Origin of the sequence: Variovorax sp. 278MFTsu5.1 (genome assembly GCF_048305045.1) — a bacterium.
Taxonomy (GTDB): Bacteria; Pseudomonadota; Gammaproteobacteria; order Burkholderiales; family Burkholderiaceae_C; genus Variovorax; species Variovorax guangxiensis.
The window spans coordinates 4,929,067-4,944,915 of sequence record NZ_CP157622.1; the positions used below are offsets into that span (position 1 = coordinate 4,929,067).

At 63.9% G+C, this 15,849-nt stretch carries 15 protein-coding genes; 7 read left to right on the plus strand and 8 right to left on the minus strand.

Annotation, left to right across the window (positions count from 1 at the left end):
- Window positions 1-66 precede the first annotated feature (66 nt).
- The gene (locus tag ABL844_RS22900; protein WP_418129036.1) at window positions 67-960 is read left to right on the plus strand and encodes a DMT family transporter; all 894 of its coding nucleotides are present in this window, start codon (window positions 67-69) and stop codon (window positions 958-960) included.
- A gap of 12 nt (window positions 961-972) precedes the next feature.
- Here the strand turns inward: ABL844_RS22900 and ABL844_RS22905 are convergent, their stop codons facing one another.
- Complete coding sequence (locus ABL844_RS22905; RefSeq protein ID WP_418121887.1) at window positions 973-1,629, minus strand: dihydrofolate reductase family protein; 657 nt, start codon at window positions 1,627-1,629, stop codon at window positions 973-975.
- 156 nt (window positions 1,630-1,785) lie between these two features.
- Here ABL844_RS22905 and ABL844_RS22910 point away from each other — a divergent pair, with 156 nt between their 5' ends.
- The 3 genes from ABL844_RS22910 to ABL844_RS22920 all read left to right on the plus strand — a co-directional run bounded on the left by ABL844_RS22910 (window position 1,786) and on the right by ABL844_RS22920 (window position 3,316).
- Entirely contained in the window at window positions 1,786-2,178 is a 393-nt protein-coding gene (locus ABL844_RS22910; protein ID WP_418129037.1) for a DUF7668 domain-containing protein, read from the plus strand.
- Window positions 2,179-2,245: 67 nt separating this feature from the next.
- A complete protein-coding gene (locus ABL844_RS22915) occupies window positions 2,246-2,860 on the plus strand; it encodes a hypothetical protein (RefSeq protein WP_418129038.1) in 615 nt (204 codons plus the stop codon).
- A 21-nt stretch (window positions 2,861-2,881) separates the two neighbouring features.
- Window positions 2,882-3,316: a VOC family protein gene (locus ABL844_RS22920; RefSeq protein WP_369661373.1), complete on the plus strand. Its 435-nt coding sequence runs from the start codon at window positions 2,882-2,884 to the stop codon at window positions 3,314-3,316.
- A 71-nt stretch (window positions 3,317-3,387) separates the two neighbouring features.
- Here ABL844_RS22920 and ABL844_RS22925 read toward each other — a convergent pair whose 3' ends face one another.
- From ABL844_RS22925 to ABL844_RS22945, 5 genes are all read right to left on the minus strand, one after another.
- Window positions 3,388-4,581: an elongation factor Tu gene (locus ABL844_RS22925; protein ID WP_418129040.1), complete on the minus strand. Its 1,194-nt coding sequence runs from the start codon at window positions 4,579-4,581 to the stop codon at window positions 3,388-3,390.
- A gap of 619 nt (window positions 4,582-5,200) precedes the next feature.
- Window positions 5,201-6,019 (minus strand): hypothetical protein, encoded by an 819-nt coding sequence (locus ABL844_RS22930; protein WP_418129042.1) that lies wholly within the window; start codon window positions 6,017-6,019, stop codon window positions 5,201-5,203.
- Window positions 6,020-6,142: 123 nt separating this feature from the next.
- Window positions 6,143-7,510: a hypothetical protein gene (locus ABL844_RS22935; protein ID WP_418129043.1), complete on the minus strand. Its 1,368-nt coding sequence runs from the start codon at window positions 7,508-7,510 to the stop codon at window positions 6,143-6,145.
- Between the two features lie 111 nt (window positions 7,511-7,621).
- Window positions 7,622-9,394, minus strand: a complete 1,773-nt coding sequence (locus ABL844_RS22940) for an ATP-binding protein (protein WP_418129044.1) — start codon at window positions 9,392-9,394, stop codon at window positions 7,622-7,624.
- A gap of 45 nt (window positions 9,395-9,439) precedes the next feature.
- Window positions 9,440-10,123, minus strand: a complete 684-nt coding sequence (locus ABL844_RS22945) for a response regulator (RefSeq protein WP_418129045.1) — start codon at window positions 10,121-10,123, stop codon at window positions 9,440-9,442.
- A gap of 529 nt (window positions 10,124-10,652) precedes the next feature.
- Here ABL844_RS22945 and ABL844_RS22950 point away from each other — a divergent pair.
- Window positions 10,653-11,096, plus strand: a complete 444-nt coding sequence (locus tag ABL844_RS22950) for a TcpQ domain-containing protein (protein WP_418117313.1) — start codon at window positions 10,653-10,655, stop codon at window positions 11,094-11,096.
- Between the two features lie 545 nt (window positions 11,097-11,641).
- Window positions 11,642-12,985 carry a hypothetical protein gene (locus ABL844_RS22955; RefSeq protein WP_418129046.1) on the plus strand — a complete coding sequence of 448 codons (1,344 nt, stop codon included), beginning with the start codon at window positions 11,642-11,644 and terminating at the stop codon, window positions 12,983-12,985.
- A 179-nt stretch (window positions 12,986-13,164) separates the two neighbouring features.
- Here the strand turns inward: ABL844_RS22955 and ABL844_RS22960 are convergent, their stop codons facing one another.
- Window positions 13,165-13,752 carry a DUF308 domain-containing protein gene (locus ABL844_RS22960; RefSeq protein ID WP_418129047.1) on the minus strand — a complete coding sequence of 196 codons (588 nt, stop codon included), beginning with the start codon at window positions 13,750-13,752 and terminating at the stop codon, window positions 13,165-13,167.
- Between the two features lie 173 nt (window positions 13,753-13,925).
- On the opposite strand from ABL844_RS22960, the gene ABL844_RS22965 reads away from it, so the two are divergent.
- Window positions 13,926-15,401, plus strand: coding sequence for an HD domain-containing phosphohydrolase (locus tag ABL844_RS22965; protein WP_418129048.1), 1,476 nt, complete (start codon window positions 13,926-13,928; stop codon window positions 15,399-15,401).
- Here the strand turns inward: ABL844_RS22965 and ABL844_RS22970 are convergent.
- Window positions 15,394-15,699 (minus strand): hypothetical protein, encoded by a 306-nt coding sequence (locus ABL844_RS22970; RefSeq protein WP_418129049.1) that lies wholly within the window; start codon window positions 15,697-15,699, stop codon window positions 15,394-15,396. The genes ABL844_RS22965 and ABL844_RS22970 overlap by 8 nt on opposite strands.
- Window positions 15,700-15,849 lie beyond the last annotated feature (150 nt).

Here is a 15,849-nt window from a genome sequence, read left to right on the forward strand (position 1 = left end):
GCAGTCGGACATCGTGCTCGGCCCTCGCTGAGCCTCCACATCCGGCCACCGCCGGGAGACAACCCCATGCAACCGACCGGAACCCTGCGCGGCATCGCCGCAATGCTGCTGGCCTGCGCCTTCTTTGCCTGCATGGACGCCATGCTCAAGACCCTGGCGGGGCACTATCCGCCGCTGCAGGTGATGGCGCTGCGCGGCCTCACCGCCCTGCCTCTGGTGTGCATGTACATCGCCTGGCGGCGCGAGATGGGCGGCGTTTTCAACCGCAAGCTGCGCTGGCGCCTGCATCTTCTGCGCGCCGTGCTGAACATGACGATGCTCGTGCTCTTCGTCCATGGCCTGAAGACCCTGGGCCTGGCAGAGGCCTACACGCTCACCTTCATCGCGCCGCTGCTGATGGTGCTCATCGCGGTGCCGATGCTGGGCGAATCGATACTGCCGCGGCACTGGATCGCCATCGGGCTGGGCTTCACAGGCGTGGTGATCGCGCTGCGGCCCGAGCAGGGAGCCTTCCTTTCGACGGGTGCGCTGGCGATCCTCGTGGCCGCGGTCTGCTATGCCCTGTCGAACATGCTGGGCCGGCTCATCAGCCGTACCGAGCCGAGCGCCGCGCTGGTCTTCTGGACGACGATCGGCATGGCCGTGGGCGGAGGCCTGCTGTCGGCGCCGCAGTGGGTGCCGATCCAGCCCCAGCACACGTGGGTGCTCGCCGGCCTGGCCATGAGTGGCTTCCTGGGCCAGCTGGCCATCGCCGAGGCCTTCCGCCATGGCCAGGCCGCCGCCATCGCCCCCTTCGAATACAGCGCGCTCGCATGGGCGCTCTTGATCGACTGGTTGTTCTGGCAGACCGCGCCTGACACCTGGACGCTGGGCGGCGGCGCATTGATCATCGCGAGCGGGCTGTGGCTGGCGCGAAGCGAGGCGCCGAAGTCCGCGCGGGAGAATCAGCAGGCAGCCTGAGCCGATAACGTATCAGGGCGCGACGCGGCTCAGGAACATGTGCGTGGCGCGCTCGCCCGCCACCTGCCGTTCGCAGCGGTAGCCCAGCGCCGGCAGATCCAGGCCCGCGAACAGTGCCTCGCCCTTGCCAAGCAGTACCGGTCGCACTGCAAGGTGCAGTTCGTCGATCAGCCCTGCCTTCAGGTATTCGCGCACGGTGGCCACGCCGCCTCCCACGCGCACATCGCGCCCGCCCGCGGCGGCCCGCGCCTGCGTCAGCGCATCGTGGATGCCGCCGGTGACGAAGTGGAAGGTGGTACCGCCCTTCATCGTCAACGATGCACGGGGATGGTGGGTCAGCACGAATACGGGCACGTGGTACGGAGGCTCGTCGCCCCACCAGCCCTTCCAGCTTTCGTCGGGCCAGGGGCCGCGCACCGGGCCGAACATGTTGCGCCCGAGGATCCAGGCGCCCATCTCGGCGAAGCCCTGCTCGGCGATCTCGTTGTCGATGCCGGTCTCGCCATTGGCCTCGCCCGTCTTCTGCATCTGCTGCCAGACGCGGGTGGGAAAGAACCAGTCCATGAGTTCGGGACCGCGGACACCCAGTGGGTGCTCCAGGCTCTGATCGGGGCCGGCCGCGAAGCCGTCCAGCGAAACACCGAAGCTGCGCACAAGCAATCGGGACATGGGATCGTCTCCTGCAAAAAGCGGAGCGACAGTTTAGACCTCGCAAGCCGAGAGCAGATTTCCCGGGCGAAGGGGCGAGAGCGAGCACCCTGTCCGCCCTCTGATGGACAACAATCGGCCAACAACTCAGGACTTCATAACCTCGCACTCGCAGCCATGGCTAACCTACCAATCTCCGCTTCCGATGAAGACCTCATCAAGTTCGCAGACGAATGGGCAAGGCTCCTGGAAGCCGAAGACTACGCGGCAGCCTTCGGATTCACCGCGCAGGAGCCATCGATGCAATGGACGCCGGAACTGATCCGGCAGGTCATCAAGTCGTACGGCGAATGCAGCGCCGGCCAGAAGGTCACGCTGAACGGCGAACCCACCGACATCCACCAGCGAAAGGAAGTCACGCGCTGGCAGGATGACGGCCATGGCAGCATCGGCGAGATATGGTACGACCTGAACATCGACGGATATGCCTCCGACCTCACCGCGACCTTCTACATCGAAGAAGGCCCGGATGGGCTGACGGTGCGGTTGAACGACATTCACGTCATGTAGTTTCCGTTCGGCCATCGGCAGCCCCGCACGGCCACCACACAACTCGCTCTTCGCTTTTCATCCACCAATGAACCTGCCGAACTTCGACCGCGACGCGGCGCGCGACCTGATGAAGGAGAAAGCCGGCGCGCCTTTCTCCGCGTTCGATGTGGCCACCCGCGCTCATCACCGCCAGGACAGGCAATTCCACGCGGAGGCAGCCCTGCTCTTCTGCCTTGCAGCCGAAAGAGCCGATGCCGAGCATCGCGCGGATCAGTCCAGGCCCAATCAGGCGATGAACCATCTCGTGCGGGCGGGCATCGCGTTCAACCGCGCAGCGGAGATCGAGACCGCGGAACCATTGCTGCGCCAGGCCATCGCCTTCGATTGGGCCGGAAACGGACTTTCGAACGACAGGCACATGGTCGAGTGGGCCTTCTACCAGCTGCTGCTGAACGCCCGGCAAGAGCCGGAGCGCTTTGCGCAACTGTTCGATGAAGCCGTGTCGCGATGCACCGAAGTCGACAGGGACTACACGGCGATCCACCCGCACCAGGAAGAACTGCTGGAGATCGCCATCGGCATGGAGCATCGTCCCATCGTCGAACGGCTCGCCACAAAGATCGCGGAACGCCGCCCGGCCAAGAAGGCGACCAAGGAATTGCTGGCGCGGGCCAAGGCACTGCTCGCGAACTCCACCTGATCGATGAAGGGAGTGGGAGACATGGCAGTCAAGCGAATGGACAACATCCTGATCGTTGTCGACGACCTGGAAGCGGTGAAGGCATTCTTCGTCGAACTCGGTCTCGAGCTCGAGGGCCAGACCACGGTCGAAGGGCCTTCCGTTGGCAGCCTCATAGGGCTTGGAGACGTTCGCGCCACCCTTGCGATGCTCCGGACCCCGGATGGGCAAGGAATCGAGCTGGACAAGTTCCACACGCCGGATGCGGTGCGGTTCGGCCCCGTGAATGCGCCGGTGAACACGCTGGGCCTTCGCCGCATCATGTTCGGCGTGGACGACATCGATGCCGTCGTTACCCGGATGCAGGCCCATGGCGCGGAAATCATCGGCCAGATGCAGTACGGGGAGTCGTACCGGCTCGCATACATTCGCGGGCCCGAGGGCATCATCGTCGGGCTTGCCGAGCAGCTAGGCTGACAGCGGGCGAGAGGAAAAATGCCCCCGCCGTCTGACAGGCAGACGGCAGGGGCAAAAGCGGCGTCAGCCTTTCAGCCGAGCACCTCGGTCACGATGCCGGCGCCAACGGTCTTGCCGCCCTCGCGCATCGCGAATCGCATGCCGTTCTCGATGGCCACGGGCTTGTTCAGCTCGAAGCCGATCTGTGCCTGGGCACCCGGCTCGACCACACCGCTCTCGGTGTCGACGCGGATGACACCCGTAACGTCGGTCGTGCCGAAGAAGAACTGCGGCTGGTAGCCGGAGCCGAACGGAGTGTGGCGGCCACCTTCTTCCTTGCTGAGAACGAAGATCTGGGCACGCCCCGTCCGGTATGGCTTCAGCGCACCGGGCTTCACCACGACCTGGCCTCGCACGACATCGTCACGCTTGACCCCGCGCAGCAGCAACCCGACGTTCATGCCGGCCCGCGCCTCGGCAACGTCCTTGTGGAAGGACTGCACGCCGGTGACGATCACCTGCTCGTCGCCTTCCGAGCTGAGCCCGACGATCTCCAGGCTGTCGCCGACGCGGATCACGCCGCGCTCGACACGACCGCTGACCACGGTGCCGCGGCCCGTGATGGTGTGCACGCCTTCGACGGGCATCATGAACGGCCCGTCGTAGTCGCGCATCGGATCGGGAATGCGCGAGTCCAGCGCGTCGACGAGCTCAACGATGCACCGCACGTCAGGCCCCTCGAGCTCGCCGCGTTCGGCGGCGGCCAGGGCCTTCAGCGCACTGCCGAAGACGAAGCGGGCTTCGTCGTAGCCGTGTGCAGCCAGCAGCGCGCCGATCTCCATTTCGATCAGCTGCTCGATGTCGGCACGGTCGGTCTCGGCGACGAGGTCCATCTTGTTCACGAACACCACCATGTGGCCGACGTTCACCTGGCGCGCCAGCAGCACATGCTCGATGGTCTGCCGCGCGGCGCCTTCGGTACCGTCCACCAGCAGGATCGCACCGTCCATCTGCGAGGCGCCGGTGATCATGTTCTTGATGTAGTCGGCGTGTCCGGGGCAGTCGATGTGCGCGTAGTGGCGGATGTCCGACTCGTACTCGACGTGCGAGGCGTTGATCGTGATGCCGCGTTCGCGCTCTTCCTTCGCGTTGTCGATCTGCCCGTAGGACAGCGCACGGCCGCCGATGCGTGCGGCCTGCACGAAGGTAAGAGCAGCCGTCAGAGTCGTCTTGCCATGGTCGACATGACCGATGGTTCCGACATTCACATGAACCTTGTTCATCATGGTTTTCTCCAGTTTGAGAGTGATAGACCGATCCGATCCGCTGGCCAGGCGAAGCAGTCGGCGGGGTTGTCGGCGCGCGCGCCAGACTCGGGTGCCCGCGATGCGGACAAGAAAAAAGCCTGCCGGGTGGACCACCCGGCAGGCTTTTATTGCCTGAAGGATGGACCTCCAGGCACACAGGGGCCTGGAAGCTCTACACGAGCGACTCCACGGAGAACGCGCACAGCGCTGCGCCGGCAGCAAGTGCGGCGAAGGCAAGTTCTCGTTCGAAGGTCATGTCCACATCTCCAGTTGAGCAGGCGGAAAAACAAAAAACCCGGTGGCTTGGGCCTACCGGGTCTTGTGAAACTCAGGAGGCCGAGCCTCCGGGGGAAAGGCTCTAGGAAAGCGATTCAGCGAAATATGTGCGCAGCGCATCCACCGCTGCATTGCGGGTCGTCGATGCGTCTTGCGTGATCGGGAATTGCTTCATGGTCTCTCGTGCTATTGGCTGGTACCGCACGCGATGGTTGTAAATCTTTGGGGAGCGGAGGCTAACACCGTCGTCGAGATCCGGCAACAGGAGCGTTGCGCGACCGCTGCAGCAGCGGCTCTCGGAAAGGTGTCGCGCATGCTCCCGTCATCTCCTGCGAGGGCTGTACTCGGCGCAGGACTTCTTGCCTGCAGAAAGCAGGCATTGCATCCGCTCATCCTCCACACCTACCGTATCGAGGTATGGACTCGTCCCCGTCGCACCGTCGGGGTAGGTCACCAGATAGCGGTGGCTTCCCTGAGGGTCGGCGCGAACCGTCATGGCCATGTCTTCGACAACTCTCACTTCCAGGGTCATGGTTCCAGATGCCGAGGGATCGAGGTTCGGCGGAAAGAAGAGTGACTTGGGCCGCAGCCGAAGTTCATTCTTCGAAGGATCGTGCTTCACAAAGATCACAGGGAAGTACGCGAACTCCGCCTTCACGTTCGGGGTGCGAATGGCATCCTTCGCGCTCCTGAAGTTGAACTCGTTTCCATGCGAGATCACTTCCCTGCCTTTGACCAGCCGATGGTTGCTGCGGTACTTGAATGAAGTTTCCAGCGATGCCAGTTTCCACTGGCAAGCACCTCCTGCATCGATGGCGAAGCGCGCCTTGTAGGCGTCACCCGCAGTCTCCCTGACGAGATCGACCTTCTCGAAACTCAAGGCTCGCATCATGGCAGTGCCGCTCTGCGACTGGCCACCCACGCCGTAGCGCGTCGCTTCCTTGCATTTCTCAGATGCGTACCGCAGCGTGACGGGCTGGGGCTCCACACCATCCGCAGCCTTCACGATCAGCGTCAGCCAGCGTGCATCCGCGGAGGGGCTTTGCGTGCGGTCTGCCTTTCGATCCAGGTCAGATGCCGATGTGCAGCCCGCCAGGAAAGAACAGATCACGAACAGGGGAATGCCAAGTCTCTTCTTCATGTGTCTCGTGTCGACTTCGTCGAAGCGGCCGGCGATCTTGATGAGCCGGCGCGCTCCGGGTTGCCAACACTATAGGGGCCGGCAGGTTGGCCGGATGCCTGGCCCTCGGGACTTCAGAAGAGCTCAAGGCGCAAGCGTGAGCTTGAAGATCTGGTTGCCGTTCGATGCACCCACGTAGATGGTCCCGTCGCCGGCAACGGCCACGCCGATCGGGAAGTTGAACGCCAAGGCCGTGCCGCTGCTGTCCCGCAGCGTGCTGATCTCACCCGATGGCGAGACCACGCGCGCCACGCCATCCCATGCCTGGGTCAGGAACACGTTGTTGTTCGCATCGACCGTCACGCCATAGGAGTAACCGAGCTTGGCCGGCGTAGCGGAGGTGCCGTCGACCACGCCGGCGCCCGCATTGCCGTTGGCGCAATCGCCCAACAGCGTGCTCACCGTGGCGCTGGCCACGTCGATCTTGCGCAGGCAGGGGCTGTCGGTGTCCGTGTCGTACAGCGTGCTGCCATCGCGGCTGATCGCCAGGCCCTGCGGACGAGCCATCTGGGCGGCCGTGCCTACTCCGTCCAGGTAGGCCTGCGTGCCGTCGCCCGCAAGCGTGCTGGCGGTGCCGTCGGCCGCGACCTTGCGCACGCGCTTGTTCTCCGTGTCTGCCACGAACAGGTTGCCTGCGCTGTCCAGCGCAATGCTGGCGGGGTTGTGGAACAGCGGAGTGGCCGGGCTGTCGGCATAGCCGCTGGTGCTGTCGCCAACCCAGGTGCTGAAGGTCGTGGCGTTGGGGGCGATCTTGTTGATGCGGTGCTGGTCGCTCACGTACAGCGTGCCATCGGCTCCAAGCGCCAGGCCATACGGCGTATTCATGGTCGTGCCTGGTGTCACCTCCGCGCCGTTGCCGCTGGCCGTGTCGATTTTGTAGACCGAGCCATTGCCGCCCATGGCCACGTAGAGGTTCGCGCCGCTCGCATCCAGAAGCAGTTGATAGGGATGGTTGTAGCTCACACCCGTGGTCGCCAGCACGTTGGCGACCCATGGCTTGACCGTCAGCGTGGCGGCATGGCTGGTCACGCTGCCGTCTGCGCCCGTCGCCCGTACGCGCAGTTGCTGGCCGCTGTCGGCCAGTTGGTTGGCAGCTGTGGTGAAACTGTCTCCGCTGGCTCCGGAAATATCCGTCCAGCTGGTGCCGCCATCGACGCTGCGCTGCCACTGATAGGCCGTGGCGCGCACGGCCTGCACCTTCAACGTGGCGGACACACCCTGGCCAACAGTGGTATCCGATGGCTGCATCGTGATGGAGGGCGTGGTGTCTTCCGGTGCGGGCGCAGGCGCCGGTGTTCCCTGCGAAGCGGGCGCGGGCGCGGGGGCGACAGCGAACCCGGGGAACCCGCCGCCTCCTCCCCCGCCACCTCCGCAGGCGGCCAGCAGGAGATTCGTCATGAGCAGCGCGACAGGTGCACGCCATGCACGGGAAACGGTACGAGTGGCAATCATGATGGGCCTTCCTTTTTTCAAGTGGAGTGAACGAGAAGGCCTTCACGTTAGGGAACGTAACTCCCGCAATCCAGTGTCGAAGGTCATCGGATTGCGCAGAAAAAAAGATGGTCAGGAGTGCATGGACGTGTCCGTCGTATCGCGTCGCTTCAACGCTGAAAGGGCCTGCAGCAACCTCTCGGCAGCCACCGGCTTGAGCAGCACCTGCAACCCGGAGTCGCGCATCTGCTGTTGTCGTTGCGGTGCGGTTTCCCCGGTGATCAGCAGCACCTGCAGGCCGGGGCCGAAGCGCGCGCGCAATCGCTGCGCCGCAGCCAGTCCGTCGGCACCATCGGCCAGGCGGACATCGCACAGCAGCACTTCGACAGGGGCACTGCCATGTGCGGCGTGCGACAGCACGGCCCCGGCCTCGGCTTCGCCAGCCACTGCATCGATGGCCACGCCGTGGGCCTGCAGCAGCCCGGTGACGGCCTGGCGGATCGCGACTTCATCGTCGACGATCAGCACGCGCTGCGGCAATGGCAAGGCAGCGCCCTGGCGCGCAGCGGATGGCACGACACCCAAGGCCGACACCGCAGGAAGCACCAGGCGAAAGCGACTGCCGCGATGCAGGCGCGAACGCACCTGCAGCGGATGTGCCAGCAGGCGCGAGATACGCTGCACGATGGACAGGCCGATGCCCAGCCCTCGCGCCCGGTCGCGTCCCGGATTGCCCACCTGGTAGAACTCGTCGAAGATCCGGCCGAGGTGCTCGTCCGCAATTCCGATGCCGGTGTCGCAGATGTCGATCCACACCACCGGCCCTCGCGCGCGGGCGGCCACCACCACGCCGCCGCGTTGCGTGTACTTGAGAGCGTTGTCGACGAGGTTGGACAGCAGCCGCTGCAGCAGCTGCGGATCGCTCAGCACCCAGCACGGCGTGGCGCGCAAGCGAAGCTGCAGCTCCTTGTCGGCCGCCTGCGCCGCAAACACATTGTTGAGCGCGAGAAACAGTGGATTGAGCTCCACGGGCCGTATCTGCGGCGCCACCTCGCCGGCATCCAGCCGCGAGATGTCCAGCAGCGTGTCGAGCGAATCGCCGAGCGTTCCGACCGCATCCATCAGCCGCGCGGCGTGATCCCAATCCTCGCTGCCGCGAAGCTTCTTCTCGATGACGGCTCCGAACAGCGCGATGGCATGCATGGGCTGGCGCAGGTCGTGGCTCGCAGCGGCAAGAAAGCGCGTCTTCTCCTCGCTGGCGCGCTGCGTGGCTGCAATCTGGTGGCTCAGCTGCTCAGCCAGCGCTTCTTTCTCGAAGCGCATCGTCAATGAAGCGGTCAGCAACCTGTGATGCTGCAGCGCGAACATGATCATCACGCACATGTACAGCAGACAGCCGCTGGCCAGGAACAGGTGCGTGCTGTCGCCCCGCCAGGCCAGTGCCAGGGTAAGGCTGGCCATGCTGGGCACGATGAAGCGCGGGATGTTGCGCTTGAGAACCGCCAGCGACAGCGCTCCGCCCGCGCAGCCGCCCATCATCATCACGATGACCATCACCCAGAGCCCCAGGTTGCGCCCCGCCGGAACGCACAACCAAGGCGCAAGGCCCCAGACGCAGGAGCGCAGCAGCACATTGCGCGCATTGAAGCGCGCCCAATACTCGGGGTGCTCCGCCGCATCGGGGCTGCGCTGATAGCGCCTGTAGGCGCGCCGCAGCGTCAGCGCCAGGTGCAGCGCCATCCACAGCAGGACTTGCCAGCGCCACGTGGCCAGGAACAGGCCGATGCCCAGCGACTGCGCCGTGAGGAAGTCCGCAAGATAGGCCGCAGGCGCGTTGGCATGGACCGCGGCCACCTGCTCGCGCAGCACGCGCTGGGCCAGTTCGGGCGGATGCAGGTCATTCATGCAGGCATCGCCACATCGAAGGCCGCATGACGCAAAGAGATCAGCTCACCGAAGGCTGCTGATGAGCTGGGCCCGCGAGCGCATGCCGAACAGCAACAGCAGGGTGGACACATGGTTCTTCACCGTGCCTTCGGTCAGATGCGACAGCTGCGCGATCTCCTTGTTCGACTTGCCGGACAGCACCCAGTCGAGGATCTCGACCTGACGCGCATTGAGCTGCGGCTGCAGCTCGGCTGGTACTGGTGTTGCGCAGATGGAGACCGGAGGCGCAGGCTGCGAGACCGGCTGGGCGACCAGATCGTTGTCCCTCACGTAGCGCAACACCTCACCCAGATGACCGGTCTTGGGCAGGAAGGCCTGAGCCCCGAGCGCCATCACTCCCTGCATCAGCGCATGGCTGTCCTTGCCCGAAAGCACGACCACGCGCGATGCCGGAAAGGCACGCCTGAAGCGCACCAGCGTATCCAGGCCTTGAGAGTCGGGCAGATCGAGATCGAGCAGCACCAGAAGATGCGACGAGATATGGAACTCGTACAAGCGCAATGCGTCGGCGAGGCTGCGTGCCTCGTGCACCGGCACGCTTGCGGTCTCGGCCAGCAGCAGCGCCCGAAGGCCCAGACGCACCAGCTCGTGGTCGTCGACCACCAGGATGCCCCGCGCCGATATGGCGACACCGGCCTCGCTACGCAACGGTGCGGCATGCGAAGACAGTGATGCGGCGTTGGCCATGGTGCGGGCATCTTAGTTCCGATGTTTGCGAAGCTGAAATGACCAAAGTCATGAGGAACAGGGCGCTGTTGCCTTGCTGCGGCGGCTGTTCTCTTGCCCTGGCGACGCATGAAGTCTGCGGATCTGGCTGGCGATCAAGTTGATCTCCAACGGTTCGATACCAGCTCTCACAGAGGAGAGAAGCATCAGAAGCATCGCTCTCGCCGACTCCAGATGCCTGACCACGATGCCGGACGTGCTCGCCCTTCTGGAGTTCGGTTGCCTCGCAAATAGGAAGGCATACGCAAGAAGACATATGCCTTCAGAACGCCTCGCTTCAGGAAGCATGGAGCACTCGCCCTGCAGACCTGATGCCTCGCGTGCGGGCCCGTGCTCGATGCTGCCGGATAAAATGCGTGACTGCTTCCCTGGCCAAGCCCCATCGGGCTCTGCGCCGCTGCTCCTCAACCACTTGCCAAACTCCTTGCATCCCACGGACTCGCCGATGAGAAAGGCTCTGCTCCGTCCATCAATCTGGGTAGGCATCAGCATGAGCCTTGCCGCGACGCTCGCCGGCGCGACGGCGGGGGTTCAGGTGGAAAAGATATCGCGAGACATGCCCGCAGGCGTCGCGCTCCCGGGGCCGGATGAAGTTGTCCCTGCAAGCGCCGCAGCCAGTACGCCCGCGGCAGAGGCCGCCTCGCTTGCCGAGCGAAGAATCCGTGCGGTTCGCGCTCAGTGGCCCATCGAGGACGAATCATTGCGTCGCGTGATCATGCACTGGGGCTCCACCGTGGGAGTAGAGGTCCGCTGGGACAGCACTCGCGACTACACCCTCACACCCGAGGTACGCGCCGGACATTTCAGCGGATCGTTCAAGGATGCGCTGTTCCAGCTCGCGCAGAAGTATCAGATGCTCGATGCGCCGCTGTTGCTCGAGTTTTCGGAGGACGGCACCGTTCTTCGGGTGAGCGATCAGGAAAGGCCGCAGTAGGTCTTGCGCTCCTTTGAAGCGATGCATTGACGGCTCCGCGAGTGCGGCGTCGACATTTCTGCAACTACAGTCGGCCACCTACGACGCCGAGCTTTCGCCTGCAGAGGGTGCGTGATTTGCAAAGCTGTCTCAAGCTGAACTGGCGCTCATCGATACGGCACTTCTCTCGCAAGTCTCCGGCGATTGAGAAAAGTCGCACGCGTGGCCGGAATGGCGATTTGTCGATGCGAGACCTCCCATGCGATGTTCCCGACGCCTTCTTCGCGAAGCGGGTCGGGCTGCTTGTCGAATTCGGTCAACTTGAATCGCAGGGTGACCTTCGGCGGATGCGATTTGGCGAAGTACGGCGAACCTCTGGGTGACGGCAGAATGCGGCCATGAGCGAGCATTCACCAGTAGCCGCTTGCGGGTTCACCGATCCGGTCCCGTGCGCACATTTCGCACGCGGCGCTGTGTGTACGTACGGCGGTGGGCGCATGCTCAAATGTTAGGCCGAAGTCATTAGCACTCGACCTATATCACTTGGTCCTCAGAATCCAATTTGTATGCCCCTCGCACTGATCGACAACGCCACGGTTTCCAGCGTGCAACGCGCCTTGGGAAAAGCAAAGACTCGCGACGCTGCTCTACTCGACATAGAGCAGGCAGCTCTGGACCGATTTGTCGAGGCAGTTCTCTTCTCTGAACGGGTAGTCGTTCCAGATAACTACAAGGAGAAGTTCACCCCGGCCAGAAAGGCATTGCTTTCTTCCTTCGACGTTGAGTTCGCGAACGTTGATGCACCCATAGATGAATCCATCAACGAGATCGCTGGCAGCTTAATTGGCCCGTGGACCGAGGCCTTCTCGGAAGGCTCCGACAAGGCGCTATTCAACAAGTATCTGAGTCAAATTGAGGCATTCAGCACATTCATTTGGGAGCATTCAAGCTCTGCATTCTTCCTGGTCTTTCGGGCCCACGGAATTGGCAAAGAAAGTCCCCTCATCGAAGCGCTGCTGGCAAGCCCCAAAGACGATGAACTGGGCCAGCGGTTGCGCATTATCGCGAAGGATGGTCAAGAAGTTGCGTGGGAGAAGCTATCACGCCACGTTCAGCGAATGCTCAGCGTCATGGGATGGCTTGGCCACCAGTACATCTGGTACCAGGTGTATGGCGCGCGCCATGACTTGACCTATTCGCCGCATCCCCTTCGGGAGTTCTTTGCGAACGACTTTATGAGCAGGGTGAAGTTTGCAGCGGGATCCGCCGGGAGCTTCCGTGACGCATTTTCTGAGGGCTTAGCGCAATTCAAGTATCGGCTACAAGATGGGTTGCGGCGTCTTGGTGCTCATCCCAACACGTTCGACTTCAGCACACCAAACTTACTGCCGGCAATAGTGCGAGAGAGTTCCAACTCGGACGACTTCATTCGGGTTGTGACACAGCTTCGCGGTGATCGGCACGTTACCGCCATTCGCGAATTACTTTCTCAAATTAGCCGCGACGCGGAGCAGGGCGACCACCGTAAGCGGGCCCAATTGCTGAACGACATGGACAACATCGGCAAAGCTTTAGCGGCAGAGCTAGGTATCGAGCAGCGGTTCCTTCGGCTCAAACCGCCGACGACCGTAACCGGAATTTCTATCGAAGGTGACGATACCGGAATCAAGCTGCCAATATCATCGGACTTGTATCGCCAGTACTTTCTGACACGACGGTACCGTGTTTTCCTCCGTGATGTCATGGCCGACATCGCTCGCCCCGCGCAGTATGGCGCAATTAAGACCAAGCTGAACGGTTGGGCTTGGCTGGACGAAAAGTCCGAATATTCCGGCAACAGGTTCTACCTGAAGGACTACCGGTTTCCGTCGAAATATCACCGCCCGCTTCTTCATGCCGACGAGGATTGAAGACGGCGACATGAGGCCTAACCGTTCGCTGCATCTGACGTTCGCCAGCGGGCTTCGCCGTCTGGAGCCCGCAGGCGAACTCAAACGTTGAGCGACTGCAACCCGGCGTCCTATCCACGCCGTCGACTGGCTGCAGCGGGCCCCAAGCTGCCGCCCAACGCTCCAGCACCCTGTCGACATCAACCTCCCCCAGAAGCAAGCCCCCGAGCCCCCCGCCGGCTCTCCCGAACCAGCACCATGACCCCCGAAATCAGAAAGTACACGGCCCCAACCGCCGCGTACCCCACGATGGTCTGAAGCACTGGCGCACCGCTCCCCTGTTGCGCCACAAAGAACCCACCAGCGAGCGCCGACTGCGCCCCGCTCAGCATCATCACCCACTGCCCTCCGTTGTCCTTGCGGCGACGAATGGCCGTAGCCAGTTGCAGCAGCCCTGCAACGATCGCCCAGATTCCGAAGATCGCCAACGCGATCTGCAGCTTGAACACCAGAGAGCCCGCAACCGCCAGCGTGACGAGTGCGCTGATCCAGATGTTGAGCAATTGCGTGGCATTGGCCTTCGCACCGCCAGTCATCCTCACATCCAGCAGATTCGCAAACGCATCCCATGCGGGATAGACGATCAGCAGCACGGTCGCCAGTGCGGGCGATTGCTTCGCGACGGTGAAGACCGCCGCGACCCACGCGAATGAGAAGGCGGCACGAACAAGGTAGTACTTGCGCAGCCAGGCGGCTCGCTGGGATTCGGTTTTCAAGGCGTCGGACATGGTGAGGAACGAATGAAAGAAAGCAAGAAAAGATCGCCATCCATCGAGTGAGCGGCACGGACGCACCCATTCTTTTCCCTCCCCGCCGCACGCGGTATCCGTCGGATGACCGACAGAGCCCCGAAAAACTGTGCGATGCTGGGTGCCCGCCGCCGCGATTCCCTCCTGCCCCCATGTCCGACGACACGACGACCATCACCGTTTTCGACGCGGTCCGCGCGCTGGCCTTCATCGGCGACCTGAGCATGGGCCAGCCGACGGACCACTCGCTGCGCACGGCCTGGCTGGCCGGGAAGATCGCAGCCGGGGCCGGGTGCGACGCGTCGCAGGTCGAGGCCGTGCGGCATGTCGCGTTGCTGCGATGGTCGGGCTGCACCGCCAATGCGCAGGAGTTCGCGGATTTCCTCGAAGACGATGTACAGGGCCGGCAAGCGCTGCTCGCATCGCGGGCACCCCGCATGCGCCAGCCGCACATCAGCGGACCGGTGCCCGATGCCGTGCTGGCCATGGCCGACATTCATTGCGAGATTGCCGGCGACATCGCGAACACGTTGGGGCTGAGCCGCGAGACCGAAGCCGCGCTGCGCACGGTGTTCGAGGCTTACGACGGCAGCGGCGTGCCCGGCGTGCTTCAGGGCGAAGACGTTCCGCTTGCGACCTACGTGGTGGCGCTGGCGAGCGATCTGGAAATCTTCGGGCGTCTCTACGGAATCGATGAAGCGCTCACTGTGGCGCGCGGACGTGCGGACAGCCTCTACCCGGCCTTCCTCGTCGATGCGAGCATGCCCTTCGCCCCGGCATGGATGAAGGAGCTGGATTCCCCCGCCGCGCCATGGACCGAGCCCGCGGAGCAGCCCGCATCGATGCTGCGACGCATGGGCCTGGAACTGGTCGGCGATGTGATCGACCTCAAGCTGCCGTGGATGACGGGCTACTCGCGCCGCGTGGCCAGCCTGGCGCGCGATTGCGGCGCACAACTCGGTCTGGACGAGGCCGCATGCCACCGCACGTACAAGGCCGGCCTGATCCACGGCATCGGTCGGGCGGCGGTTCCCAACGCGATCTGGAATGCACCCGAGCCGCTGCCGGCGTCGTCGCTGGAGCGCGTGCGGCTCGTGCCCTACTGGACTTCGCGCGCCGCCGGGCAGATCGACGGTCTCGCAGCCGAAGCGGAGATCGCATCCTTCGCCTTCGAGCGGCGTGACGGCTCGGGCCACTTCCGCGGCCGCTCGGGCTCGGCGATGCCGCTGGAGGGGCAGATCGTCGCCGCGGCCGAGCAGTGGCAATCGCACCGCACCCGCCGTCCCTGGCGGCCGGAACTCACGCAGGCACAGGCGCTCGACTGCATGAAGGAAGACGCCAAGGCAGGCCGCTTCGATCAGGAAGTCGTCACGGCGCTGCTCGCATGCGTTCAGCCGGGCAGCGTTTCAAAGCCCGTTGTGCCGGCACAGGTCGATGCGTCCCTTTCCCAGCGCGAACTCGAAGTCCTGCGCTGCATCAGCCAGGGCCACAACACGAAGGAAGTCGCCCGTGTGCTGGGCATCAGCCCGAGCACGGTGCGCACTCATGTCGAGCGCGTGTTCCAGAAGCTCGGGTGCACGACCCGTGCGGCCGCGACGCTGAAAGCCGCGACCAGGGGGCTCATCTAGCAGCAACGGCGGCACGCAACGACCGCAGCGTGCCCTCGGCCACCTCGATGCGCCGGCGCAGTTCGTCGTTGACGACGCGCACCAGCGCGCTGAGTTCGGAGCGGCTGGAGCAGACCTCCTCCGCATCGTTCACGCGCTGCGGACAGATGAGCCTTTCGAGGCCGGCGTAGGCGTGCCGGACCTCGTGCAGGCTATCGATGTCGTCACAGGCCTGCAGCGCAAGCGATTCGGCGCCGGTGGATTCTTGAGAGTCGGGGAATGAAGAGACACGCGCGGACGCGCGAGAAGATGCAGCCATCGATGGCCTCCAAGAGGTGCGGTTTGTGGAAACCACCGCTCCCGAGTCCAAGCGAGGGCGGCAGCTCGACGGGTTGGACTACCGGGCACCTCTTGCGAGAACCGGCCGGGCTTGCGCCCGCCCGTCGAGCCGCCAAAAAAAGGAGGCACG

Coding starts and splice junctions, on each gene's coding strand:
- ABL844_RS22910 (WP_418129037.1), top strand. CDS start 1,786: ATGGCTAACCTACCAATCTCCGCTTCCGATGAAGACCTCATCAAGTTC.
- ABL844_RS22915 (WP_418129038.1), top strand. CDS start 2,246: ATGAACCTGCCGAACTTCGACCGCGACGCGGCGCGCGACCTGATGAAG.
- ABL844_RS22955 (WP_418129046.1), top strand. CDS start 11,642: ATGCCCCTCGCACTGATCGACAACGCCACGGTTTCCAGCGTGCAACGC.
- ABL844_RS22970 (WP_418129049.1), bottom strand. CDS start 15,699: ATGGCTGCATCTTCTCGCGCGTCCGCGCGTGTCTCTTCATTCCCCGAC.
- ABL844_RS22960 (WP_418129047.1), bottom strand. CDS start 13,752: ATGTCCGACGCCTTGAAAACCGAATCCCAGCGAGCCGCCTGGCTGCGC.
- ABL844_RS22945 (WP_418129045.1), bottom strand. CDS start 10,123: ATGGCCAACGCCGCATCACTGTCTTCGCATGCCGCACCGTTGCGTAGC.
- ABL844_RS22950 (WP_418117313.1), top strand. CDS start 10,653: ATGAGCCTTGCCGCGACGCTCGCCGGCGCGACGGCGGGGGTTCAGGTG.
- ABL844_RS22905 (WP_418121887.1), bottom strand. CDS start 1,629: ATGTCCCGATTGCTTGTGCGCAGCTTCGGTGTTTCGCTGGACGGCTTC.
- ABL844_RS22965 (WP_418129048.1), top strand. CDS start 13,926: ATGTCCGACGACACGACGACCATCACCGTTTTCGACGCGGTCCGCGCG.
- ABL844_RS22935 (WP_418129043.1), bottom strand. CDS start 7,510: ATGATTGCCACTCGTACCGTTTCCCGTGCATGGCGTGCACCTGTCGCG.
- ABL844_RS22930 (WP_418129042.1), bottom strand. CDS start 6,019: ATGAAGAAGAGACTTGGCATTCCCCTGTTCGTGATCTGTTCTTTCCTG.
- ABL844_RS22940 (WP_418129044.1), bottom strand. CDS start 9,394: ATGAATGACCTGCATCCGCCCGAACTGGCCCAGCGCGTGCTGCGCGAG.
- ABL844_RS22920 (WP_369661373.1), top strand. CDS start 2,882: ATGGCAGTCAAGCGAATGGACAACATCCTGATCGTTGTCGACGACCTG.
- ABL844_RS22900 (WP_418129036.1), top strand. CDS start 67: ATGCAACCGACCGGAACCCTGCGCGGCATCGCCGCAATGCTGCTGGCC.
- ABL844_RS22925 (WP_418129040.1), bottom strand. CDS start 4,581: ATGATGAACAAGGTTCATGTGAATGTCGGAACCATCGGTCATGTCGAC.